Raw genomic sequence first — 24,378 nt, 5'->3', positions numbered from 1 at the left:
CTCCTTAGCGTGATGTGAATAAAAGAAAGATGGATCCCCACATGGCGATGATGACTGCTGCTACGATAAAGACAGAAGCAAATGCGCCATTCAATTTTGGTTCGTTGCTCGGTTCCATGTCCTCGACTCCTTTGCGTGTGGCAAGTGACGTTCCTATACATCTATTTTAGAAAATCACCACCTCCAAAAGTTGTGATTTAAATCACATAAATTGTGAAGTTTTTCCCATTTAGTTCACAAACCTCACATAAAGTTCACAAATCGAACAAAAAAAAGCTGCCGCTTCATAGGCGGCAGACTCCAAGCGGGCACCCTTCACAGTGACAGAGGTCCCGTAGATATTCCATGTCATGTATGATCAACTTCGTCGCGGTGTTCGAGATGACGCCTTCCTTCTTCCACTGGGAGAGCATGCGGTTGACCGTTTCGCGCGGGGCTCCGATCAGCTGTCCGAGTTCAGAGTCCGACGGACGATTCGAGATGATGACATCATCGCCAAGCACCTTTCCGCTCATCGTCACGATGCGAAGAAGGGTGGAAGCGAGAGCACCGGGTTTTCCGAATAACAACAAATCTCGCAACTTCGTCTCGGTCTGCTTGCGCATCAATGTTTGCCAACGCATGATTTCAACGGCGAATTTCCCGTCCTTCTCCATCAACTCTTCCAGCTTCTTCTTCGACAACAATCCGATCACGCTGTCCTCTGTCGTCTCGACGCTATAAGAACTTGGAAAGTCATCCACTAGATCGAACTCACCGAACAAATCACCTTTGAAGTACAGGAACATCGTCAGCGGCGTCCCCTTCTTCGTCAGCTTCGTCAACTTGACGGCACCCTTCTTCACATAATATAACTTATCGGACTGTTCTCCTTCCCAACAGACGATTGAGTCTTTTGGGAACTTCGTTTCCGTCATCCATTGCTCGAGCAGGTTTCGCGTCTCCTGAGAAAGAAGGAAAGTGTTCGCCTCTGCGGTTCCACACGTATGCATATAACGTGCTCCTCTCTATTTGGTTGCCTTTATATCCATAGTATAGAACATCACTGCAGAAAAAGTAGCTTTTTCAAGAGATTGTCAAAGATTGTTCGATATTTCACATGAAATCAGAGACATTTCGTTCTTCTCCGCCGTACGAAGGATTTTTCGGCGTTCCTTTTAGTCATGGTATATAATCATTGTATTCACGAAAATAAGGGGCATGCTCCAGATCAGAAAGCAGATTTTCTAGCAACTCTGTCTTTTTCGTCTTCCCACACAAAAAAAAAATCAATATTTTGATATAAGGAAGGATTTTATCATGTTGATATCATCAATCAAGAACTTTTTGAAACGCTCCATTTTACGCTTTGTAAGACTGCTCCCGATCAAGCAAGACTTGATTCTTTTTGAGAGTTTTCTCGGACGGGGCTATTCTGATAATCCGAAGGCGATTTATTCCTACATCCGCAAGCATCATCCTGACATGAGATGTGTCTGGATTTTCAACGAACCGCCGACTGAACAGCTCGAATGGGTGAAACGCGGATCGTTTCGCTACCATTGCTTAATGGCACGGGCAGGATACTGGGTCTTCAACACGCGTCAGCCAAAAAACGTCATCAAACGTTCCGGGACGGGCTATCTTCAAACATGGCACGGCACACCTTTGAAGAGACTCGGTCTTGATATGGAAGAAGTCTTTATCGGCGGCCAGGATTCCGAGACTTATAAAAAAACATTCGTGCGGCAGGCCGCTGAATGGGATTATCTGATCTCGCCTAATCGGTATTCTTCAGAGATTTTCCGCAGAGCGTTTGGCTTTTCTGGCGAGATGCTTGAAATCGGCTATCCCCGGAATGATCTCTTTTTCAAGACTTCACCTGACGTCATCCACGGTATTCGGACCTATCTCGGGATTCCTCATAAAAAGAAAGTCATCCTCTACGCACCGACATGGCGAGACGATGCTTACATCGTTCCCGGCAAGTACAGGTTCGATTTAGAACTCGACTTAAGAGAACTGAAAAGTCGTGTGGGGGAGGACTATGTCGTACTGCTCCGAATGCATTATCTTGTAGCTGAGAACCTTGACCTTTCCGGTCTCGAGGACTTCGCATACGATGTGTCGAAGTATCCGGACATAGCGGAACTTTATCTGATCAGCGATATCCTGATCACGGACTACTCATCCGTCTTCTTCGATTTTGCACAGCTGCGCCGTCCGATTCTTTTCTTCACATATGACTTGACGAGGTATCGGGATGAGCTGCGCGGCTTTTATCTCGACTTCGAGCATGAGGTCCCGGGACCGTTGCTGATGACTACCTCGGAAATCGCGGATGCCATAGAGAAAATCGAGGACGTCTCCTCACACTACGCAGAACGTTACGATGCATTCCACGAGCGCTTCTGCAGTCTCGATGACGGCGAAGCGAGCGCACGGGCTGTTCGTGCCCTGTTAAAAGGTGAATGATACGCCGGGAGGACTTCCGCGAACGGAAGGCCATACCCGAAAGTACCGTTCCCGCCCCATCCAATGAACAGACAAAGCCGACCGTCCCGATAAAAATCGGGGCGGTCGGCTTTTCGCATCGGACAGAGCAGAAACGATCGTCCAAGACTCCATCCGGAATTTGACACGCGTCCGGTCAGCTTCCTCGCACCCGTCCGACTCCTTGATGGCACGTCCTTAAATGGCCAAGTTCATTTCGACGCACTGTTTGAATAGTAGCGTTCGACAAGCCGTCTCGTCGCCTGTCCAGGCGGCAGATCGTACCACTCCTCGCTGAAAGCCCGCATCCGGCTTCCACACTCCTCGAGGACTTTCTCAGAACGAAGCCATTCCGTCAATTCTTGAGCCTCCCCTGTCACTCGGACTGGAAGCGGACCCGGGAAATCTGGAATGATGCCAGGAAAAATGGTGTAATCCTTCAAATCAGGTACGTAGAGGAAGGTCGGAAGTCCAAGGAGACAAGCCTCGAATGGAACGGAGGAATAATCCGTGATCAGCACATCCGTTACGAGCAAGTAGTCGTTCAAAGAAAATCCTTTTTCCGCAAATAAAATCCCTTCTTCACCTATATCGAACGGTTCGACTGTCGGATGCAATTTCAATACGACCGTCCACTCTGCCGGATCAAGCGCTTCCCTTAAAGAACGAATCGCCTGTTCTTCGAGCCCGGTTTGATTCTCGCGATATGTCGGGGCATAAAGGAGAATCTTCTTGTCAGGAGGCAAATGTTCCGAGAGTCGTTCCACCACGTTTTCGCGGTGCTGCTCATCGAACCAGTAGTCCGTCCGCGGCACGCCGAGCGGAACGAAAGCACTTTCCTTAAGACCGTGCGGGGGCATGAAAAGTTTCGCGCATCCCATCCCGGGAACGACGAAATCACCATATCCTTTGTACACCTTCTGGAAACGCTTCTTCACTTCTAAGGGAAGCACCTTGTTCTGCTGCGCGGTCAACCCGAATTCCTTCAGCGCGCCTGCCGCATGCCAAAGCTGGATTCGACGCGCATTTTTCCGTCGAGGGGCGGCACTCAAAAGTGGTACATAATTATCAAACCAAGTGACATTCGATGTCGCAAGCAGGTAGGCAAGTACGGGTACATTGCGAAACCGTGAGCTGTAAAATCGTTTCGCCCCCCACTCCTCCGGCCTCTTGATAAAACGAGGATCATAGACAAGAGTGCGTTCGATCTCCGGATGTACTTGCTGGAGCAAGCGATTGATTGGGGTCGCGTTTCCACCGTAGGTCACGTAGAACAACGTCCTGTTACGCAAAGGAAAAAGTAGAAACAGCCGATAAAATGCGCCAAAAATCGACAGGTAAAGTCGTACGGCGAGTTCTCGCATAATCAATCCCTATTCTTATTTCCCGCCGAGCTCGTTCTTGATCAAGCTCGTCGAGATTCCCTCAGTCCGTCCAAGATAGACGACCTCACAATATGGTTTCAAGAAATCAAACTCTCCCGCCCAATCGTCGCCCATGACGAACGTATCGATATCGTATTTCTGAACGTCTTCGATTTTTTGATCCCATGTTTCTTCCGGAATCACTTCGTCGACGTAACGAATTGCCTCGAGAATCAGCTTTCGCTGTTCGTAGGCATGATAAGCTTCCTTGTGTTTCAACCGATTGAACTCGTCCGTGGAGATGGCCACAATCAGGTAATCGCCCATTTCCTTAGCGCGTCTCAACAAATTGATATGACCCCAGTGCAGTAAATCGAATGTTCCGTATGTGATGACTTTTTTCATTAATTCAAGCCGGCGAAAACCCATGACTTCAGCCATCGGAAGAGCCGGCCTCCACCTCCTTCGTTTAGATGTCGACGTTCAGGCCGTCGCTTTATCTAATATTCTCAATTTCTCATGCAAAGCTGATTTATCTGGCAGTCGTCCACTACGATCCGTCTGACTGGACCAATGCTTGTCCTAGACATCTCGGAATCCGGACGTTCTGCCCCCAGTGTATTCAGTGAGGCATCGGACTGCAAAGGGATTGTACTTCATGACTTTTCCGCTTGCTTGTCGTACCTTGCGCGGCAAGAATGATTCGCCGTGCTGGGCCAATGCGGAAACGAATATTTCAATTTCCTCTTTAGTTGAAATCATTGCCGGAACAACCGATCGCAAATGCGGACAGTAGCCGTCCCATCATCATGACAGAAGGTCGCACGGAACTTTTGTGCAGCCGACGTGTCAAAGTCTCCTGTTCCCAATTGCGCAATCGCTGAAAACAGTTCTTCTTCCGTACGAAGGAGAGGACCTGGAGCGTCTTGTTCGAAATCAAAATAGAAGCCTCGCAACTGATCACGGTACTTCTCGAGATCGTATGCAAAAAACAGCATCGGCCGCTTCAAATGCGCGTAATCAAACATGACGGAAGAATAATCCGTCACCAGAGCATCTGATGCGATATAGAGTTCTGCGATGTCCGGATAGCTGGATGCGTTCCGGACGGACTGAAATTCTGAGACATCCAGCTGGTCGCCGACGAGGTAGTGCATCCGCACGAGCAGAACGTACTCTTCCCCGAACCGTTCCTCGAACGCTTGCAGGTCGAAGGGCAGGCGAAAAGAGTACCGCCCTCGGTCAGCGTATTCGTCATCCCGCCAAGTCGGGGCATACAGAAGTATCTTCTTCCCCTCAATGATTTGAAAGTGTCTTTTTACTTTGTCCAGTATAGCAGGGTGTTTTTCCGGATGATAGAACAAGTCGTTTCGCGGATAACCGACTTCGATTACTTCTCCATCGAAGCCGAAGGCACGTCGAAAGATCGAGGTCGAATATGGGTTAGGCGAGACAAGGAGGTCCCATTTCCCGGATTCACGCTGAAAGTCCTTTTTGTAGCGTTCCGTGGTCGTATTTGCCATCTGCACATCGAACATGTCAAGAGCGAGCCGCTTAAGCGGTGTCCCGTGCCATGTCTGAAGGTATGTCGTTCCTTTTCGCTTGACGAGGAAGCTCGGTAAACGACTGTTCGATACCCACACTCGCGAAGTGGACAGGAGATAGATCCATCTCAGCGTCATACGCTTCACGGTTTGCGTACCTTCCGGAAAACGCACGGTCCCGTCGTGACTCCAGATCAATTCAAGGTCCGGTCGCGAAGCACGCAGCTCTTCGAAGATTGCCCGTGGGCTGTCGCTGTATTGCTTGCCGAGAAAGCTTTCGAACAGCACACGGTTCTTTTTGACAGGCATGAGCGTCATCAGACGCATGAGGAGATGAAGCCCACGATCAAGCCCTGCACTTTTCAATAGATGACTGATCTTTCTTTTCACAAGTAACGACTCCTTCTTGCATCAACCTTTCAAAAGGTAGCGCATCAGCTTCCCGTTCGCATCCGAACGCATATAGCGGAACGGCAAATCGAAACTCGTCGTCGTCTTGACGATCCCCTTCTTATGACTGAACGTCTCGAAACTGTACTTCCCGTGATAACTGCCCATCCCGCTTGCACCGACGCCGCCGAACGGTAGATTATGCTGCGCGACATGCATGATCGTGTCATTGACGCATCCTCCGCCAAACGAGATACGGCGCATGACTTGTTTCTCGATGGCTTCGTTCTCCGTGAAGAGGTAGAGCGCAAGCGGCTTATCCCGCTCATTGACGAACTCGATGACTTCCTCGATTTCACGATACGCGAGCACGGGAAGGATGGGCCCGAAAATTTCTTCCTGCATGACAGCAGAATGCGCTTCGACATCCGTCAGAACGGTCGGAGCGATTTTCAACGCCTCGCGTTCGGTTTTTCCCCCGAACAATACTTCACCGTCCTCAAGATAGGAGGTAAGCCGGTCGAAATGGGACTCATTGACGATTCGGACGTATGAAGAGACACCAACGCCGTTCCCGTACTGTTTGAACGCCTCCTCCTCGAGCATCCCGAGGAACTCCTCGCGCACTGATTCGTGGACGAACAAATAATCCGGCGCGATGCACGTTTGCCCCGCATTGATCCATTTCCCCCACGCGATCCGTTTCGCCGCAAGCCGCAGATTAGCATCCTTGTGGACAATCGTCGGTGATTTGCCGCCAAGCTCGAGCGTGACCGGAGTCAGATGTTTCGCAGCAGCTTCCAGGACGATTTGGCCGACACGGGTCGATCCCGTGAAGAAGATATAATCGAACTTCTCTTTCAAGAGCGCCTCACTTACCTTCGAGTCTCCCTCGACGACCACAGCAAATCGGGAATGGAAAGCCTTTTCGAAAATTGACGCGATTACACGTGAGACGTTAGGTGTGAGCTCGGACGGCTTCAACGTAATCGTGTTGCCGGCCGCGATGGCACCAACGACCGGTGAAAGCGCAAGTTGGAACGGATAGTTCCAAGGTGCGATGACCAACACAGCACCATATGGTTCATGAATCAACTGACTTTTCGATCCGAAGTGCAACAACGGTGTAGCGATTCGGCGCGGCGTCATCATGCGGCGAATCGTCCGCTCCATCCGCGAAATCTCGCCATAGACGAAACCGATTTCTGTCGTGAACGTATCGAGCCTGCTCTTGTTCAAGTCCTTCTTGAGCGCGTCATAGATTTCTTCCTCATGTTGTTCGATTGCTTGCCGCAAAAATGTCAGCATGCTCAAGCGAAAAGCATGACTTTGCGTAGCCCCCGTCGCAAAGAATGCGCGTTGCGTCTTTAGTTGATCCGAAATCTCCTGCTTCGTCACCGTTGATCCCATGAACTCTCCTCCTAATAGATGGTCTTCCTTCATTTCTTCATCTTACCATAGCTGCCAAGCCAAATAAAAAGACGGGAAGTCTCCTTCCCGTCTCGTCATCTTACAGCTGGATCGCAGTCTCGAGCGCGACCTTCATCATGTCGTTGAACGTCGTTTGACGTTCTTCCGCCGTCGTCTCTTCCCCTGTCAGGAGGTGATCCGAGATTGTCAAAATCGTCAAGGCATTCACCTTGTGTTTTGCAGCGAGCGTATAAAGACCTGCAGCCTCCATCTCGATTGCTAGGCAACCGTAATCCGCCCACTTTTTGAAGTGCTGGAAGTCATCCTGATAGAATTGGTCCGTCGTGAAGATCTGGCCGACCTTCGCGTCGATGCCATGTTCCTTTGCCGTGTTGTACGCTTTATAGAGCAGGTCGAACGTAGCGGTCGGCGCGTAATCGAGACCGTTGAAGCGTGCACGGTTCTGCATCATGTCGTGCGAAGCGCTCATCGCGATGACGACGTCACGCACCTTGACGTCAGGCGTGATTCCGCCAGCCGTACCGACACGGATCAGGTTTTTCGCACCGTACGACTGAACGAGTTCATTTGCGTAGATCGACATCGACGGAACGCCCATCCCTGTGCCTTGGACCGAAATCTTCTTGCCTTTGTAAGTACCTGTGAATCCGTACATACCACGTACCTCGTTATAGAGAACTACGTCTTCAAGGAATGTTTCGGCGATGTATTTCGCGCGGAGCGGATCTCCAGGTAAAAGCACCGTTTCTGCGATTTGTCCTTCTTTGGCATTGATGTGTACACTCATGTCATATTCCTCCTCTAAATGGATAACAGCTCCCGAAACTCGTTCGGGGTGACGCCGAACTGCTTTTTGAACACTTTCCGGAAATACTTATCATCTTGATATCCGACTGCCAGGGCGATTTCATAGATTTTTGCGTTCGTCTCTTCGAGCATCACCTTCGCCTTGTTCAGGCGAATCGTCTGGATATAATCCGATAGATTGACGGCGAAATGCTGCTTGAAACGCCTCGATATGTACTCGCGGCTCAAGAAAAACCTTTCGCTCATCAGCTGCAGCGTCAATTCCTCCGCATAATGCTTCTCGATATAACGTGCAATCCGCTCGATCGCCTCTCCTTCAGAGGGAGCAGGAGCGATTTGGTCGACCGCACGCCTCAAGGCGTCATTCAGCAAATCCGGATCGATCGGCTTGAGCAAATAGTCGAAAGACTGATGCTGAATGGCGCGTCGCATATACGTATAATCATCATACCCTGTCAGGACGATCGTGACGACCTTTGGATGCCGATTCGTCGTCCATTCAAGTAAAGAAAGTCCATCAAGTCCCGGCATTTGGACGTCCGTGATCAGCAAGTCGATCGAATGCTCCTCAAGGATCTCCTTCGCCTCAAAACCGTTTTCCGCCTCGAACGTCTTGCGAACACCAAGACTTTCCCATTCTCCGAGCAGCTTGACGGCTTCCCTTACATGACATTCGTCATCGACGATCAACAAGTTCACCCCATCTCCTCCTTTATCGGAATCCTGATGACGATACGAAATCCACCATTGCCTGGTGATTGTATGGCCATCCGTGCCTCTCCAGAATAAAAGATGCTCAGTCGCTCATAGATGTTATGCAGTCCGATTCCCGTCGTCCGTCCATCGGTCAAAAGACGAGGCTCGGTCATCTGGATACGCAGACTCTCCATCACATCCTCAGGGATGAATGTCCCGCTGTTCTCAACCTGGATCATCAGCATATCCCCATCATGCCGAACCTTAAAGGCCAGGTAATTCTCCTCCGCGCCGTCTTGCTGGCGGAATGCATGCTTGAAATAATTTTCAGCGAGCGGCTGCAGAATCATCTTAGGGATTTGAATTTCATTCAAGTTCCATGGAATATCGACGATGTAGCGGAACTGTCTTGGAAATCGCTGCTGTTGTAGCCGCATGTAGGCTTGTAGATGGTCGATGTCCTGTTTCAGGGAAACGATCGTCTGCTGATTGTTCATCGAATAGCGCATCATCTGAGAGAGGCCTGTGATCAAGCGGTAAGCGACCTTCCTTTCACCTTGCAACGTCGTAGTACCGATCGACTGCAGTGCATTGAATAAGAAATGCGGGTTCATTTGTGATTGGAGCGCCCTCAGTTCGTTCGTTTTGTTCTCGAGGGCGAGCCGGTACTCTCTTTTGATCAGAAGATCGACGCGCTCGACCATCTGGTTGAACTGCCTTGCAAGCAAACCGATCTCATCGTTCGTCGTCGCGACGAACGGTGCGGACAGATCTCCCTGCTCGACGCGCCAGACACTCGCCGTCAATGCTTTGAGCGGTTGGGTGATCTTCAGTGCGACGATGCTTGCCGCGATGATCATGAGGACGAGCGAAGCGAGCGCAATCAACAGGAGGATGACGGCTGTCTCGTTCGCGCTCTTGATGATCGAGGCATACGGAATCTGCTTGACGAGCGTGATTGGCAAACCATTGATCCGTGTCTTGTCATAGACGACGAAAGAGGTTCCGAGTCGAAAACTCCCGCTTTCCTCGGTCATGTTCATCTTGCCTGAGAAATCCTCTGCAGTCGTCTTTGCGATCAGGCGGTCCTGGGCATAGAGCCACAACTTTTCGTCCGGTGAGGATTCAAGCAGGCGAAGCTGTTGCTTGAAAACACTGCTTGGAACGTCGACGGACAGAAAGCCGAGTGGTGTCCCGTTCTCCACCTTGTCAATCCGGTAGCGGAAGCTGACGACCTCCTCCTCCTCGATCAGGAGCGTTTGCTTATTGTAGGCCCGGATCTCGTGCGCCGGTTCTATCAGCACCCGCCCCTCCATCTGCAGGAGGTTAAAATAGTCCGTCTCGTTCCACCAATCGAACTCGCCGCGACTCGAGGTCTTCATATGATAGACGGAATATTCCGACCGACCTTTGAGAATAACGAAGTGCAGTTGTTCGATATCCTGCCGCGAAAGGAACATACCGAGAAGCGCACGCGAGACAGTCCCTTCCGCCTCCTCGATTTGTCTGCCGACCCCAGCCTCCATCACATTCATCAAGGAGCGGTTCGCATAGAGGCTCGTCGGCAAACGGCCGATATCCTCCATGTAGTGGCTGATTTGGACGCTGCCACGGCTAAGCGTACTTAAACTTGAACGTTCTGCTTCTTCGATATTTTGATGCCTCACATAAAAATAGGATCCGGACGTGGCAAGCGCTGTAGGAATCAGTATCGCGAGGACGACGAGACCGATCAGACGGGTTCTGATGCTCTTCAAACGCTTCTCCTCCTTTTCCATTCACCATTTTGATTATAACATACAGGAATACGCTTACATGGAGTTCTCAAGCGAGATTTTCAGCTCCTGACCTCTACAGGATTCGGAATTCCGAGGTTCCGACGATTGATTACGAATGAAAATTAGAGTATTATCATTAATGTTCGTTTTTAACATGACAAATGAAGGTGGTTCTAATTAATGTTTTCATTATCAGCTCATAACACGACCGTTCGCCAAGAAATCCAAGGCGGATTCGTCACATTCATCACGATGGCCTACATCCTGTTCGTCAACCCGGCGATCCTAGCCCAGGCAGGAATCCCGCAAGAGCAAGCATTCTTCGCTACAGTACTAGCGACACTTGTCGGCACCCTGTTAATGGGGCTGTATGCCAACTTGCCGATTGCCGTCGCGCCCGGCATGGGCTTGAACGCCTACTTCACCTACACACTCGTCATCGGAGAGAAAATCTCCTATGCGTCCGCGCTCTCTGTCGTCTTCGTCTCCGGCATCATCTTCCTCATCCTGTCGCTGACACCGCTGCGCACACGTTTGATCGAGGCGATCCCGAACACGTTGAAGCTCGCTATCACGGGTGGTATCGGATTGTTCATCGCCTCCCTCGGTCTCAAGATGTCCGGCATTCTGACATCAGATGAAGCGACATTGATCAAAATGGGTGACCTGACATCGAAGGAAGCGGCCATCACGCTCGTCGGCCTTCTGCTCGCCGCAGCTCTGACCGTTCGAAAAGTAAAAGGCGCAATCCTTTATGCGATTCTGGCCTCAGGTATCCTCGCTTTCATCACAGGCGAATTGAAGTTCACGGGCGATGTCCTCTCCGTTCCATCAATTCCTGAAGGATTGATCGTATGGAACCCGCTGACAGCCGTCGGTGACGTCCTGCAATATGGTCTCTTCGGTGGAGTTCTCTCATTCGTCCTCGTCACGATGTTCGACACGACCGGTACGATGGTTGCCGTCGGCGAACAGGCGGGTTTGATCGAGAAAGATGGATCGCTTAAGAACAGTGGCAAAGCGCTCGTCTCTGACTCATCCGCAATGGTCATCGGCGCAATGTTCGGCACGAGTCCTACGACCGCGTATATCGAATCCGCATCCGGGGTCGCAGCAGGCGGAAGAACCGGTTTGACTTCAGTGACAGTCGGTCTTCTGTTCGCGGTCGCTGCTTTCTTCGGACCTTTCGTCGGAGCGATTTCTTCTGTGCCGGCAATCACGGCACCTGCCTTGATCCTCGTCGGTGCATTCATGCTCCAGACGTTGAAGCAGATGGACTGGGATGATTTCGCCGATGCGTTCACGGCGTTCATCGTCATCGCGATCATGCCGCTTGCAGGAAGCATCGCGACGGGAATCGCCTTCGGCTTCATCTTCTACCCGATTTTGAAGGCTTTCCAAGGTAAAAGAGTCCATGGATTGATTTACTTCTTCGGTGTCCTGTTCTTCATTCAACTGTTCTTCTTTGCCCACTAAAAAAAGCCAAGCGCATATACCGCGCTTGGCTTTTCTTCATCTTGGAGAGTGTATGTTTCGCTCTTATTTCTTCATCTTCATCCATGTCTTCGTCAGATCCTGCAACATTTCGTCGGCAGTTTTCTGCTTGCCGACATACGCTTGCATGATGGCACCGAATTCGTTCGTCGCCCCATCCGGGTACTTGAACCAGTTCCACGAAATCGTCTTGCCTTCATTCGAGTACTTGATGATATCGTCAGCAAGCGGACCGAGATCCTTGCCTTCGATCGACTTGAACGCCGGGATGAACTTGAACTTGTTCACCATGTAGTCCTTCCCTGTTTCAGATGTCGCCATCCACTCGAGGAACTTCTTCGCTTCTTCCTTGTTCTTCGAGTTCTTGTTGACGACCCAGTTGTTCGGGACGCCGACAGGAAGCCGGTCCATCTTTTCAGCATCATCATTGATCGGCATCGGCATGAAGCCCATTTGGATGTCAGGGTTGACGTCTGTGATCATCTGCTGTGCCCAGTTCCCCTGTTGGAGGATCGCAGTCTTGCCTTCAGCGAACTGCGACACTTGCGTGTTGTAGTCCGTCGTCAACGGATTTTTGTTTCCATACTTAATCGTAAGATCGAAGAGTTTCATGAACTCTTTGTATTTCTCGTTATCTTCGAACTTCGCTTTTCCAGCATTCAAATCCGCGATGAATTGTTCCGGATCGTCCTGCTGTGCGAGCGGGATGTTGAGCAGGTGGATTCCGAGGATCCACCATTCAGCATATCCGACAGAGAATGGCGTGATGCCTTCTGCCTTCAACTTCTCAGCGGTCTTCGTCAAATCAGTCAATGTCTTAGGAACTTCCGTGATGCCTGCCTTCTCAAAGAGTTCCTTGTTGTAGATGAAACCGTATCCTTCAAGGTTCATCGGCATGCCGTAAAGCTTTCCATCCATCGTCATCGGTTCTTTCGAGAGATCGCTCAGATCGCTGACCCACTTCTCGCCCGAAAGATCCTCAAGCTTGTCTTTCCAAGTTTTCGCTTCCGTAAAACCGCCGTTGTTGAAAACGTCCGGCTCGTTGCCTGAAGCGAACTGTGATTTAAGAGCGGCACCATAATCCGATCCGCCACCGACAGTTTGGACGACGACCTTCACGCCAGTCTCTTTTTCATATTCCTTCGCCATCGCTTCCATTTCCTTCGCGATTTCCGCCTTGAATTGGAAGACGTTGAGCGTTTTGCCCTTGCCTGACGAATTATCATCATTCGAGTCATCACTGTTCAGCGTCCCGCCGCCACATGCCGCGAGTACCACCATCATCAACGCCGTCACGAGCGCGAGCAGTGCTGTCCATTTGCGTTTAAGCATTCGGATTCCTCCTTTATTTTTCGTGATATGAGTGCTACACCCTTACAATATATGAAAACGCTTCCAATGAAGAGAGAGAAAGTTGACTCTTCAGGTGGAAAATATTGAACAATCATTTCCCGAGGAAAATAGTCGGATTTGTAGTATCCTTATTATAATAAGAATTTTTTCATGAAAGGTATGATGCTATGCCACTCGAATTGACCATTCTTTTGATCGGCGGACTTTTGTTTACGGCGGTCTGGACGACGCGTCTCTCGAACCGCTTCAATATTCCTGCTTTGCTGATCTTCATTTCACTCGGCATGCTTGCCGGCAGTGACGTCACAGGATTCGTTAATTTCGATGACGCGGAACTCGCCCAACTCCTCGGGACGATCGCCCTGATCATCATCTTGTTCGAAGGCGGGCTCCAGACCGATTGGAAAGACGTCCGCAAGGAATTGTCCCCCTCTTTGTCGCTTGCTACGTTCGGTGTGTTCGTCGCGACAGGCATTGTCGCTGTCGCTTCTCACTATATCCTCGGTTTCAACTGGGCGAACTCCTTCTTGCTAGGGGCGATCGTCGGATCGACCGATGCCGCTGCGATTTTCTCCGTCCTGAGCGGCCAATCGGTCAGAAGGAAGATCGGTTCGACGCTTGAGCTCGAATCAGGGACGAACGATCCGATGGCTGTTTTCCTGACCGTCTTCTGCCTCTCGCTCATAACAGACCCGGAACACACCTCTCTTTGGAGCGGTGTCTTATCACTTGTCTGGGAGATGGCGATCGGTCTCGTGATTGGACTTTCGATCGGATGGGTCGCTTCTACACTCATCAATCGGATCAACCTTGGATCGTCCAGCTTCTATCCGATCTTCCTCATGTCGTTCGCCTTCCTTTCATTCGGGTTGGCCGATACGATTCATGCAAGCGGATTCCTTGCCGTCTATGTCACGGCAATCTATATCAGTAACCACGAGCTCATCTACCGTCAGACGCTCATCCGCTTCACACTGAGCATGGCGCATCTGGCGCAAATCGGAATGTTCATCGTCCTCGGGCTCCTCGTCTTTCCGCAGCAGCTGATCTCGCCGGATGTCATCCTTCCGTCGATCGCGCTTGCGCTCATCCTGATCTTCGTCGCAAGGCCTGTATCCGTCTGGCTGAGCTTACTGCCGTTCGATTATGACTGGAGGGAGAAGACCTTCATCTCGATTGCCGGTTTGAAGGGGGCAGTCCCGATCATTCTCGCCACCTATCCGCTCGTGGCAGACATCGAGAATGCGAATACGATCTTCAATATCGTCTTCTTCACCGTCCTGCTGTCGACCTTGATTCAAGGTTCCGCTTTGACCTGGGTCGCCGAGCGACTCGACTTGAACGAGAAGAAGACGTCCGTCTTCAACACGGTGATCGAGTTCATGTCGATCGGTAAGCCGAACGCAGAAATCATCGAGGTGAAGTTGCCTGCCCATCACCCGTTCATCGGTAAGACGATTGCCGACGTCTCGCTTCCGGATGAGTTTCTCGTGACCGCAATCATTCGCAATGAAAAAATCGTGACACCGCGCGGCGATACGGTGTTTGCCGAAAACGACCAGCTGCTCCTTTTGACTCCGAAACATTGCGTGAAGAAGTTGAAACAGTTTTTGACGAAGTCCGGAGCCTCAACGTAAAACGAAGAGCCTGCTTCCTTGGAAATCCCAAAGAAGCAGGCTCTTCGCCGTGATGCGACTCATTTGCGGCTGTGACGCCGGTAATATATCCATGCCGCCGCCCCACCGACCAGGATGATGAGAATCCACCACATCTCCTGTTCAAGCGCCTTCAGCATGCCCTCAGCCCGCTCGACGCCGAAGCGTTCCCCGAGCCAGATATAGAAGAAGGATACGGGAAGCAGGCCCGCACCAGACGCGAGTATATACCGCTTGAACGACAGTTCGAACAGGCCGCAAGGGACGGAGACGACCGTCCGGATGACAGGAAGGAATCGCCCGAACAGCGCTGACCACGTGCCGTACTTTCCGACGATGCGTTCTCCCTGATCGATCTCACGCTCCTTTATGAGGAGCCACCTTCCATATTTGACGAGCAACGGACGTCCGGCATAGCGTCCCAGTAAGTAGAAGACGGTCGCACCAAGCAGACTTCCGGCAAAGCCGATCAATAAGGCGACACCCCAGTTCAACGTGCCGTTCGATACGTAGAGACCAAGCAGCGGAAGCGCGACCTCAGCCGGTATGATTTCGGTGCCAAGACCAAGTAAGACGATACCTAAAAAAAGCCAGAGATTCGACTCTCCGGCCGCAAATAACCATTCTAACATCCTGTCACCTCTATCTTTGGTTTACAAGCCCCGGTCTGACGAAATAGTATACGATGACGACGAGTGTCGTGAACACGCCTGTGAAAATCCCGATCACGCCGACGATGAAGAACCCTAATGCGACGATCGAACCGGTCTGACGGTAATCGCGCCACATCAATCGTAGACCTTTGATGTTGAACCAGAGGAAGACGATGAAAAGCGCAAGCAATATCAAAAGTCCTGTAGCCATTTTCTTCACCCTTTCTTTTGTGTTGATACCCTCATTTTATGCTGAACTAAACCGAATAACATCAGTCTGAGGTCTTATGAACGCAAAAAAGCGACGGTTTGACCGCCGCTTTCTTCATCCCATATTTTTCATCGTATCAAAGCAGATGAATCCCTTCACGGGCGCAGGCTGTGCGCATTTCTTCCGGCCAGACGGAAGCTTGCACTTCACCGATGTGATGCTTCTTGAGCAAGAACATCGCCATACGAGATTGACCGATTCCTCCGCCGATCGACAATGGCAGCGTCTCGTTCAGCACCCCTTGGTGGAACGGGAACGCAAGCTTGTCGTGTTCTCCGGTCTTTTCGATTTGCGCGAGCATCGCTTCACGGTCGACCCTGATGCCCATCGAAGAAAGCTCGAACGCACCAAGGTGAGGATGATGGACGAGGATATCTCCGTTGAGCGACCAATCGTCGTAGTCTGCCGCACGTCCGTCATGTTTTTCACCGGAAGCGAGCTTGTCCCCGATTTGCATCAGGAAGACAGCGCCGTGTTCGGCTGTCGCTTTCGACTCCCGTTCCTTCGGTGAAAGGTCCGGATAGAGATCTTCGAGCTCCTGCGTCGTCATGAAACGGATTTCTTTCGGGAGGATCGCCTCGACACCGAAGCGAAGTTCCGTCTCGAGCTCTACTTGGCGAATGGCCTCATAGATGCTGCGGACCGTTTCCTGCAGATGCGATAACGTCCGATCGTCCGCCTCGATGACGCGTTCCCAATCCCATTGGTCGACATGGATCGAGTGCGTCGCGTCGAGCACTTCGTCACGGCGAATGGCATGCATGAGCGTATAGAGTCCTTCACCTTTACGGAAACCGTACGTGCCGAGCGCCTGACGTTTCCACTTCGCGAGCGACTGGACGATTTCGAGTTCGGTGCCGTGGTCGAGTGCATCGAAGCGGATGACTCGTTCCGTCCCGTTCAAGTGATCGTTGACGCCGAGTGTGCTCTCGACGAATAGCGGTGCCTGGACACGTGTCAGGTCGAGCTTCTCTGCGAAAATCTCTTCAAAACGAACCTTAACTTCCGTGATTGCCTGCTGTTTGTCTTTCATTGATACGAGTGTTGTCATTTTTTCTTCCTCCTCAATTGTGTTCGAGGAAGAAGCCATAAAAAAGAGCCCTTCTCCCCCAAATATGGGGCGAAAGACTCGGTTCCGCGGTACCACCCATGTTAGCAGCATGCTGCTCACTCAAAAGACTCAAGGGATTTCCCTTTCATCTTCGACCTGCGGATAACGGGCAGAACTCCGGCTGCGTCTACTGGCAAATTGCGTTCGGGCAGCAACTCCGGGAGGTTCTTCACAACTCATGTCAGACTGGGCTCACACCGTCCCCAGCTCGCTTTGCTTCCATATCGAGATGCTACTCTTCCCTTCAACGTCGTTTTTACAATTGAATTGAACTCATCTTACAACGAAACATCCGGAAAAAGAAACCCTTTTTTGAAAATCAATGAAAATTTTTCTGACAATTCATTTGCGGACGCTCTCAACTCCCAGGCCTCTCCTCGAAAAACGGCGTTTCGTTTTGAAACACTAAAACTGAAAAAAACTATGTTAAGAGACAGTTTCGCAAAGGACGTGCTCTTGCCGATGCCTGGCATCTTTCAATCGAACAACTTGTACCAATACAAAGTCGCCTCGATGTTTGGATTATATGACTGCTTCATCGTGTCGACTCCACCGAGGACGAATCGTTGCTTCACGTAAAACCTGCACGCCAAAAGATTATCATCCTGAGCCTCCAGAGACATCCCGATCAGGTTTCTTTGTTTCGCCCATTCTTCCGCTTTCATCAAGAGCAACTTCCCGATTCCGCGTCCTCTGAACTCTTTCTTCACAGCGATATTTTCGATATAACAGAAGCGATTCGAGTCCTTGATGATCCTAATCTGACCGATGCAATCACTATTCTTATACGCTAAAAATAGGGCTTTATCTTCGCGGTCTATGTAGAGGCTCCAATCAAGCTGATCAGCCGGGAAACGAATTTCTTCCGTTTCACCAAATAGCTCCTCTTCAAACGACCATTTCCCTGATTCCAAACGGGGTACGACCTTTCCGAACACTTTAAAAGAATCGTTTGTTTCATGGATGTCCGCTATCATTTCCTCCTGTAATGGAGAAATTATGACCTCGTCTGCAATATTCATTTCGACACCGATACCTTCCCATTCTGAACAAGAATTTTATTGTCAAACTGACTATCTATCCTCACGTTTACGGAATATTCGATTGAGCCGCCTCCTCCTTCGTTCGCGCTAGAGAAGGTCCTTTTGCTTCCATGAAGGACGCTGATTCACGTATATCGTGCCGTCGGAAGAGAAAAAAGCAGCCCACGACGGACTGCTTCGTTATGTTCGTACACCGAAATCGAAGAATCGAGAGCAGACACGAGACCCCTTGTTTTCTTGAGCAAGACTTACTTGATCGATCCGCTCGTGATTCCTTGGATGATCTGCTTCTGCATCGCGAAGAAGAACAGGAGAAGCGGGACGATGCCGAGTACGAGACCGGCGAGCGCGAGATCCCATTGCTTCGTGTACTGTCCGAAGAAATAGAACGTAGCGAGCGGAATCGTCCGAAGATCGATATCCCTTAGCATGAGCGATGGTAACAAGAAGTCGTTCCAGATCCAGAGCGTGTTCAGGATGACGATCGTCACCGTGATCGGCTTCAACAGCGGGAAGACGATTCGCCAGAATACACCCCAAGTCGAGCAGCCGTCGATGATTGCCGCCTCCTCGATTTCCTCAGGAATCGCCTTCATGAACCCGTGGTACAGGAAGATCGACAGACCTGAACCGAATCCGAGATACATCAGGATCAATCCCCAGTAGCTGTTCTGCAGGCCGAGCTGACCTGAAAGTTTCGACAGCGGAATCATGATCGACTGAAACGGAATGATCATCGCCGCGACGAACAGGAAGAAGATGATCGTAGACAGCTTCGTCTTCGTCCGGACGAGCTTCCAGGCTGCCATCGAACAGAAGATGACGATGATCGCATTCGCCCCGATCGTGATGATGACCGAGTTCAGGAAGACGCGTCCAAAATTCATCGCCTCCCACGCTTCCGTATAGTTGGTCGTGATCCACTCCTTAGGCAGACCGGACGTATTCGTAAAGATGTCCCCCCGCGTCTTGAACGAATTCGACAGCACATAATAGAACGGAATCATATAGAGTATCCCGATCAGGAGGGCCGCGAGTTCAACGGTTCCGAGCCGGAATGAATATTTGCCGCGCGGACGTCGTTGCTTCTTCGGTTTTTCGACTTCTGGCGTCGGTAATGGCTGAGCCGTACTCATGCTTCCACCTCCCGCTTTTTCGTCAAGTACACTTGGGTGACCGTGATGGCCGCGACGATGACGAAGAAGATGACCGCCTTCGCCGAACCGAGACCCAGATTGTTATTCGTAAAGGATTCCTTATAGATGTTGAGAGCAAGCATCTCTGTCGACTTGAATGGTCCGCCGTTCGTCAACGACAAGTTCGTGTCGAACAGTTTGAAAGACCATGAGATCGTCAGGAAGAGACAGATCGTGATAGAAGGCATGATCAACGGAAGCGTGATGTTCTTCAGTACTGAAAGACGGTTCGCTCCATCAATCTTTGCTGCTTCGATCAGCTCCTGCGGAACATTTTGGAGTGCCGCGATGTAGATGACCATGATGTAGCCTCCACCTTGCCAGATCGATACGATGACGATTCCCCAGAAAGCCGTCTGCGCGTCTCCTAGCCAAGGCAGTTCGAACAAACTCCAGCCGGTAAGTTCACCGATCGACGCGAACCCCTTCACGTAGATGAATTGCCAGATGAAACCGAGGATGAGACCGCCAATCAGGTTCGGCATGAAGAAGATCGTCCGGAGAAAGTTCCGTGTCCGGATATTCTGTGTCAATAAAAAGGCGAGCAGGAACCCGACGATGTTCGTCAGGAGGACAGCGACGACCGTATATTTCGTCGTCAGCCAGAACGATTGCTGAAACTGTTCATCCGTCGTGAACAGCCGGACATAGTTGTCGACACCAATCCAGTTGAGCTCCCCCGTCACGCCGTTCCAGTCGGTGAATGAATACATGACCCCATTGAAAAACGGGACGAGGACGATGACTGCGAATACGAGGAAAACAGGTCCGACGAATGACCAGAACTCGAATCCCCTTCTCAATTTTCTGCTTTTACTAGTTGCCATTACCATCCCTCCTTCCCTCTAACAGTAAACAATTACTAGAAAAATGAAAACGCAACCATTTGACACGTAGGGTGGAAAATATTGAACGATTGATTGCCGACTTCGCGAATGATGGGCTACTATGAAAAGAAAGAAATCATCGCCCCACTCGGAGGAGGATCCCCATGGAGAAAACGATTCGTTCAGATTTAGAGATCGCCCAGAGCGCCATTCTACAGCCAATCAAATCGATCGCCGCCTCAATCGGCTTGACTGAGGACGATTACGACCCGTACGGGAAATATAAGGCGAAGCTTTCAGACGGACTGAAAGAACGCCTCGAGACGCGCGCTGACGGGAAGCTCGTCCTCGTGACGGCAATCAACCCGACTCCGGCCGGTGAGGGAAAATCGACCGTGACAGTCGGGCTCGGACAGGCGCTTCACCGCACGGGACGGAAGACGATGATTTGTCTTCGTGAACCGTCCCTCGGTCCGACGATGGGAATGAAGGGTGGAGCATGCGGCGGCGGTTACAGCCAAGTCCTTCCGATGGAGGATATAAACCTCCACTTCACAGGAGACATGCACGCGATCACGACTGCCCACAATACGATTTCCGCTCTGCTCGATAATCATCTCCATCAAGGGAACGAGCTCGGGATCGACCCACGGCGCATCACCTGGAAGCGTGTTCTCGATCTGAACGACAGGTCGTTGCGCCACGTCACGATCGGACTTGGCGGTCCCGCCCACAGCGTTCCCCGCCAGGACGGGTTCGACATCACCGTCGCCTCTGAAATCATGGCTGTTCTCTGCCTTGCCGATTCGCTCGAGGACCTCGAGGCTCGCATCAGTCGTATCGTCGTCGCCGAGACATATGCGAAGACGAAGGTCACTGTCGCCGACTTGAAGGCGGCGGGAGCTGCGACCCTGCTCTTGAAGGAAGCATTCCGCCCGAACCTCGTCCAGACGCTCGAAGGTGCACCTGCCTTGATACATGGTGGTCCATTCGCGAACATCGCCCATGGCTGCAATTCGCTCGTCGCGACACGGACGGCCCTCAAATTGAGCGATATCGTCGTCACGGAGGCAGGTTTTGGAGCTGATCTCGGTGCCGAAAAGTTCTTCAACATCAAGTCCCGTCAAGGCCTGCATCCGGATGCCGTGGTCGTCGTCGCGACAATTCGTGCATTGAAGATGCATGGCGGTGTCCCGAAGAACGCCCTCGAGGAGGAGAACCTGACCGCTCTTACAAGCGGCCTCGCCCTGCTTGAGAAACATATCGAATCGATGGAGCTGTTCGGCGTCCCCGCAGTCGTCGCGCTGAACCGTTTCGCGTCGGACTCTGCGGATGAGCGGCGCACGGTCGCCGAATGGTGTGACGCGCGGTCAGTCCGTTTCGCGGAATCCGATGTCTTCGCTCAAGGCGGAGCCGGCGGCGAAGCACTCGTCGATCAGGTGATTGATGCCTTGGAGGAGGAAAGCACCTTCCGCCCACTCTATCCGCTCGACATGTCACTCAAGCAGAAAATCGAACGAATCGCAACACTGATCTACGGGGCGACAGGTGTCCACTTCGAAGACAAGGCGCTCCGTGAACTCGAAAGATGTGAGGAGTCCGGGTGGGGCGGTTTGCCGATTTGTATGGCGAAGACACCATTCTCGCTGACCGATGATCCGACTAAATTCGGTCGTGCGGAAGGATTCATGATCACCGTCAGAGAAGTACGTCCTGCAATCGGTGCAGGATTCATAGTCGCCTTGACAGGGAATGTGTTAACGATGCCTGGTCTGCCAAAAGAACCAGCCGCTAACCGGATGGGCGTGTTGCCAGACGGGAAGGCCATCGGACTGTTTTGACTCGGAAGGAGTGTTCAGCATGACGTTTGAACAGACACACTGGGTAGCTTCAGACGGCACGACGACATCGATGCGCCTCATGGAGACGCACGAGCCTGAAGGGATCGTCGTCATCTTCCACGGCATGATGGAGCATGGCGCACGGTATCAGGAATTCGCCGAATTCTTGAACGCCCATCATTTCCATACGGTCATCCCTGACCTGCGTTGCTTCGGTGAACAGGCAAGCAATCGCAAGTCACTCGGACATTTGAAGGCGGACGAAGGATTCGATACGCTGATGCGCGACGCCGAGGAGCTGATCAGTGACATCAAGGAACGGTATCCGGCCCTTCCGCTGATCGTCCTCGGACACAGCTTCGGCTCCCTGATCGCCAGACGGCTCGGACAGACGCTCGGACATGAACTCGCCGGTATCATCGTAACGGGACCACTCTCCTCGGCCGGCCTGCTCGGGAAGCTGAGCCTCGCGACACTTCGCTCGACGATCGAGCGCGGGTCCGACACGCTCCCCGCAAAGGCGTTCAGCCGTTTCGTGTTCGGGCGGTATAACCTTCCGTTCTTCCCCGCCGCTTCACCGAATGCCTGGCTTTCATCCGACCCACAGTCGGTCCTTCGCTACGACAGCGACCAGCTGTGCGGTCAGACCGTCTCCCTCGGCTTCTTCTATGAATTGCTGAGAGGGACGGCCCTAGTGAACAGCTTGGCGAACATCTATCGCCATCCGCGTGACCTGCCAATTTTATTGCTCGCCGGTGTCGACGATCAGGTCGCCTTCGACGGTCAAGGCATCAAAAAGCTCTTCGATGCCTACAACCGCGTCCGGGTCGAGACCGTCCAGCTCTCGCTCTATGAGAATATGCGCCATGAATTGTTCCAGGAAAAAGACCGGATGCGTGTCTTCGCCGAGATTGCCGGTTGGCTTCATAAGCAGGTGAAGTTCGAGGGCCATTCCTTGAGGGAAGAAACATGAAGCGCGCCTTCAGCTCATGCCTGCTCGGATGTGAGTGTCGTTATGATGGCCGCGGAGCACTCGCCCCTGATGCCCAGTCCCTGTTTACGCAGGGAGGCGGCATATCGATCTGCCCTGAACAGATGGGCGGGCTCTCGACGCCACGTGAACCGGCGGAAATCGTCGGAGGTGACGGCTTCGATGTGCTCGACGGGAAGGCAAGGGTCATGACACGGAGCGGCGACGACGTAACTGATGCCTTCCTTCGAGGTGCACAGGAGGCCCTGGCCATCCTCAAAAGCACCGGTGTGACCGAGGTTTGGCTGAAGCAGAAGAGTCCCTCATGCGGCAGCCTTGAGATTTATGACGGCAGTTTCAGCGGAGAAAAGAGGACCGGCGTCGGTGTGACGACCGCCCTCTTTTCCCGCGAAGGACTGACGATTCATTCCGCCTAAAAAAATGCTCCGACAGCTGAGGCTGCCGGAGCATTTCATGTTAAATCCATTTGAGCGAACCGACGATCCGTTCGACATCCTCAAGCTCGAGTGTCTCCCGCTCAGCCAGGTACGTCATGAGGACGAGACGCAGCCCGTCCGAGAACGCGTAAATCTTCAAAAGTCCTTCCTCATCACGCCCTTCGACAGACAAGAGAGCTTCCTTCGTGCTGTTGCGGCGTGTCTCGACAGGTGTCAGCAATTCGATTCCGAACTCTTCGACGAGGGATTCGATTTCCTGTTCTGCCGCTTCGAACGGTGTTAATTCATCCGCCTCCGATTCATAGATCGACAACTGGAGAGTCCCGATGGCGTTCTCCTCCGTAGAGTAGAAGCTGACGAACGTCTCTTCTTCCAGGTATTCGAACGTTTGCGGATATTCAAGTGTGATCCATTCATCAATCGTATAGTTCTTCATGGCGTTCCCTCCAATCGTTCCACTTCAGTGAAACGGATTCCTGTGATACGGCTTCTTTCGAGTACGCCGGCAAGCCGCTGCGAGACATAGAGGCGCAACGTCCGGTCATCCCGCATGACATGCTGTGACCCGAGAGATCCGCTCAGATGGCGCTCCGTCAAGAAATAGGCCCGCTTTCGTCCAATCACACGAAAGCGATTCGTTCTATGTAACTCTTCAAGCCTTCTTCTGCTCAAAACATTCATCAGGTGATATACGACAGAACCATCCGTTGCTTCGAGCCGGACCGGAATGAACTGAACAGAGAATGGAGACTCCCGCTCGATTTCTTGCTTCACACGACGCGAGACGAGCGGAATTCGAAGTGAGTTTGGCAACACGTCCGGCAGAAAATCGACATCCTGGCGAATCGAAAAGGCGAGCGGTTCGCTTGCACTCACAAAGCTCCCTGTCAGAAAACAGAAACGGTCGATGCGCTGATGGCACTCGGCCACCCATCCAGGACCCATCTTCTCCTCTTCCCAAATGCGAATCGCCTCCACTAGTCACTCGCTCCCCTGTTCTTCCATTCGAATTCATTCGTTCCCG

Annotated in this window: 24 protein-coding genes and 1 other annotated feature; of the genes, 6 read left to right on the top strand and 18 right to left on the bottom strand. The window is 51.7% G+C overall.

Annotation, left to right across the window (positions count from 1 at the left end):
• Window positions 1–4: 4 nt before the first annotated feature.
• Both DFG60_RS05420 and DFG60_RS05415 read right to left on the bottom strand, forming a co-directional pair.
• Complete coding sequence (locus DFG60_RS05420; protein WP_114570717.1) at window positions 5–118, bottom strand: cytochrome C oxidase subunit II; 114 nt, start codon at window positions 116–118, stop codon at window positions 5–7.
• A 166-nt stretch (window positions 119–284) separates the two neighbouring features.
• Window positions 285–992: a Crp/Fnr family transcriptional regulator gene (locus DFG60_RS05415; RefSeq protein ID WP_114570716.1), complete on the bottom strand. Its 708-nt coding sequence runs from the start codon at window positions 990–992 to the stop codon at window positions 285–287.
• A gap of 307 nt (window positions 993–1,299) precedes the next feature.
• Here DFG60_RS05415 and DFG60_RS05410 point away from each other — a divergent pair, with 307 nt between their 5' ends.
• Window positions 1,300–2,454, top strand: a complete 1,155-nt coding sequence (locus DFG60_RS05410; RefSeq protein WP_114570715.1) for a CDP-glycerol glycerophosphotransferase family protein — start codon at window positions 1,300–1,302, stop codon at window positions 2,452–2,454.
• Between the two features lie 230 nt (window positions 2,455–2,684).
• Here the strand turns inward: DFG60_RS05410 and DFG60_RS05405 are convergent, their stop codons facing one another.
• From DFG60_RS05405 to DFG60_RS05375, 7 genes are all read right to left on the bottom strand, one after another.
• Window positions 2,685–3,740: a CDP-glycerol glycerophosphotransferase family protein gene (locus DFG60_RS05405; protein ID WP_232818636.1), complete on the bottom strand. Its 1,056-nt coding sequence runs from the start codon at window positions 3,738–3,740 to the stop codon at window positions 2,685–2,687.
• 111 nt (window positions 3,741–3,851) lie between these two features.
• Complete coding sequence (gene tagD / locus DFG60_RS05400) at window positions 3,852–4,241, bottom strand: glycerol-3-phosphate cytidylyltransferase (RefSeq protein WP_114570793.1); 390 nt, start codon at window positions 4,239–4,241, stop codon at window positions 3,852–3,854.
• Between the two features lie 353 nt (window positions 4,242–4,594).
• The gene (locus DFG60_RS05395) at window positions 4,595–5,770 is read right to left on the bottom strand and encodes a CDP-glycerol glycerophosphotransferase family protein (protein WP_114570713.1); all 1,176 of its coding nucleotides are present in this window, start codon (window positions 5,768–5,770) and stop codon (window positions 4,595–4,597) included.
• Between the two features lie 21 nt (window positions 5,771–5,791).
• Window positions 5,792–7,180, bottom strand: coding sequence for an aldehyde dehydrogenase (locus DFG60_RS05390; RefSeq protein WP_114570712.1), 1,389 nt, complete (start codon window positions 7,178–7,180; stop codon window positions 5,792–5,794).
• A gap of 100 nt (window positions 7,181–7,280) precedes the next feature.
• Window positions 7,281–7,988 carry a purine-nucleoside phosphorylase gene (deoD, locus tag DFG60_RS05385; RefSeq protein WP_114570711.1) on the bottom strand — a complete coding sequence of 236 codons (708 nt, stop codon included), beginning with the start codon at window positions 7,986–7,988 and terminating at the stop codon, window positions 7,281–7,283.
• Between the two features lie 14 nt (window positions 7,989–8,002).
• On the bottom strand, window positions 8,003–8,707 hold the full coding sequence (locus DFG60_RS05380) for a response regulator transcription factor (protein WP_114570710.1): 705 nt from the start codon (window positions 8,705–8,707) through the stop codon (window positions 8,003–8,005).
• On the bottom strand, window positions 8,704–10,461 hold the full coding sequence (locus DFG60_RS05375; RefSeq protein WP_114570709.1) for a sensor histidine kinase: 1,758 nt from the start codon (window positions 10,459–10,461) through the stop codon (window positions 8,704–8,706). Before DFG60_RS05375 ends, DFG60_RS05380 begins: the two co-directional genes overlap by 4 nt.
• Before the next feature lie 201 nt (window positions 10,462–10,662).
• Here DFG60_RS05375 and DFG60_RS05370 point away from each other — a divergent pair, with 201 nt between their 5' ends.
• Window positions 10,663–11,958, top strand: a complete 1,296-nt coding sequence (locus DFG60_RS05370) for an NCS2 family permease (RefSeq protein ID WP_114570708.1) — start codon at window positions 10,663–10,665, stop codon at window positions 11,956–11,958.
• 63 nt (window positions 11,959–12,021) lie between these two features.
• Here DFG60_RS05370 and DFG60_RS05365 read toward each other — a convergent pair whose 3' ends face one another.
• The gene (locus tag DFG60_RS05365) at window positions 12,022–13,308 is read right to left on the bottom strand and encodes an ABC transporter substrate-binding protein (RefSeq protein WP_114570707.1); all 1,287 of its coding nucleotides are present in this window, start codon (window positions 13,306–13,308) and stop codon (window positions 12,022–12,024) included.
• Between the two features lie 188 nt (window positions 13,309–13,496).
• Between DFG60_RS05365 and DFG60_RS05360 the strand changes: the two genes are divergently transcribed.
• Complete coding sequence (locus DFG60_RS05360) at window positions 13,497–14,966, top strand: potassium/proton antiporter (RefSeq protein WP_114570706.1); 1,470 nt, start codon at window positions 13,497–13,499, stop codon at window positions 14,964–14,966.
• 59 nt (window positions 14,967–15,025) lie between these two features.
• Here the strand turns inward: DFG60_RS05360 and DFG60_RS05355 are convergent, their stop codons facing one another.
• From DFG60_RS05355 to DFG60_RS05330, 6 genes are all read right to left on the bottom strand, one after another.
• On the bottom strand, window positions 15,026–15,616 hold the full coding sequence (locus DFG60_RS05355) for a DedA family protein (RefSeq protein WP_114570705.1): 591 nt from the start codon (window positions 15,614–15,616) through the stop codon (window positions 15,026–15,028).
• A 10-nt stretch (window positions 15,617–15,626) separates the two neighbouring features.
• Window positions 15,627–15,848 carry a hypothetical protein gene (locus DFG60_RS05350; protein WP_114570704.1) on the bottom strand — a complete coding sequence of 74 codons (222 nt, stop codon included), beginning with the start codon at window positions 15,846–15,848 and terminating at the stop codon, window positions 15,627–15,629.
• Between the two features lie 136 nt (window positions 15,849–15,984).
• Complete coding sequence (gene asnA / locus DFG60_RS05345) at window positions 15,985–16,959, bottom strand: aspartate--ammonia ligase (RefSeq protein WP_114570792.1); 975 nt, start codon at window positions 16,957–16,959, stop codon at window positions 15,985–15,987.
• Between the two features lie 62 nt (window positions 16,960–17,021).
• Window positions 17,022–17,276: a binding site (T-box leader), on the bottom strand.
• Between the two features lie 219 nt (window positions 17,277–17,495).
• Entirely contained in the window at window positions 17,496–18,041 is a 546-nt protein-coding gene (locus tag DFG60_RS05340) for a GNAT family N-acetyltransferase (RefSeq protein WP_114570703.1), read from the bottom strand.
• A gap of 269 nt (window positions 18,042–18,310) precedes the next feature.
• Complete coding sequence (locus tag DFG60_RS05335) at window positions 18,311–19,198, bottom strand: carbohydrate ABC transporter permease (RefSeq protein WP_114570702.1); 888 nt, start codon at window positions 19,196–19,198, stop codon at window positions 18,311–18,313.
• Complete coding sequence (locus tag DFG60_RS05330) at window positions 19,195–20,085, bottom strand: carbohydrate ABC transporter permease (RefSeq protein ID WP_114570701.1); 891 nt, start codon at window positions 20,083–20,085, stop codon at window positions 19,195–19,197. The genes DFG60_RS05335 and DFG60_RS05330 overlap by 4 nt, the downstream gene beginning before the upstream one ends.
• 164 nt (window positions 20,086–20,249) lie before the next feature.
• Between DFG60_RS05330 and DFG60_RS05325 the strand changes: the two genes are divergently transcribed.
• The 3 genes from DFG60_RS05325 to DFG60_RS05315 are packed head-to-tail and all read left to right on the top strand — an operon-like array spanning window position 20,250 to window position 23,333.
• On the top strand, window positions 20,250–21,926 hold the full coding sequence (locus DFG60_RS05325; RefSeq protein ID WP_198661549.1) for a formate--tetrahydrofolate ligase: 1,677 nt from the start codon (window positions 20,250–20,252) through the stop codon (window positions 21,924–21,926).
• Between the two features lie 19 nt (window positions 21,927–21,945).
• Complete coding sequence (locus tag DFG60_RS05320; RefSeq protein WP_114570699.1) at window positions 21,946–22,899, top strand: alpha/beta fold hydrolase; 954 nt, start codon at window positions 21,946–21,948, stop codon at window positions 22,897–22,899.
• A complete protein-coding gene (locus DFG60_RS05315; RefSeq protein WP_114570698.1) occupies window positions 22,896–23,333 on the top strand; it encodes a DUF523 domain-containing protein in 438 nt (145 codons plus the stop codon). Before DFG60_RS05320 ends, DFG60_RS05315 begins: the two co-directional genes overlap by 4 nt.
• Window positions 23,334–23,373: 40 nt before the next feature.
• On the opposite strand, the gene DFG60_RS05310 is transcribed toward DFG60_RS05315, so the two are convergent.
• Window positions 23,374–23,790: a hypothetical protein gene (locus tag DFG60_RS05310; protein ID WP_114570697.1), complete on the bottom strand. Its 417-nt coding sequence runs from the start codon at window positions 23,788–23,790 to the stop codon at window positions 23,374–23,376.
• Window positions 23,787–24,299 carry an imm11 family protein gene (locus DFG60_RS05305; protein ID WP_114570791.1) on the bottom strand — a complete coding sequence of 171 codons (513 nt, stop codon included), beginning with the start codon at window positions 24,297–24,299 and terminating at the stop codon, window positions 23,787–23,789. Before DFG60_RS05305 ends, DFG60_RS05310 begins: the two co-directional genes overlap by 4 nt.
• Between the last annotated feature and the right edge of the window lie 79 nt (window positions 24,300–24,378).

Source organism: Exiguobacterium flavidum (genome assembly GCF_003344535.1).
GTDB classification, from domain to species: domain Bacteria; phylum Bacillota; class Bacilli; order Exiguobacteriales; family Exiguobacteriaceae; genus Exiguobacterium_A; species Exiguobacterium_A flavidum.
This window is presented reverse-complemented; position numbering and strand designations above follow the sequence as displayed.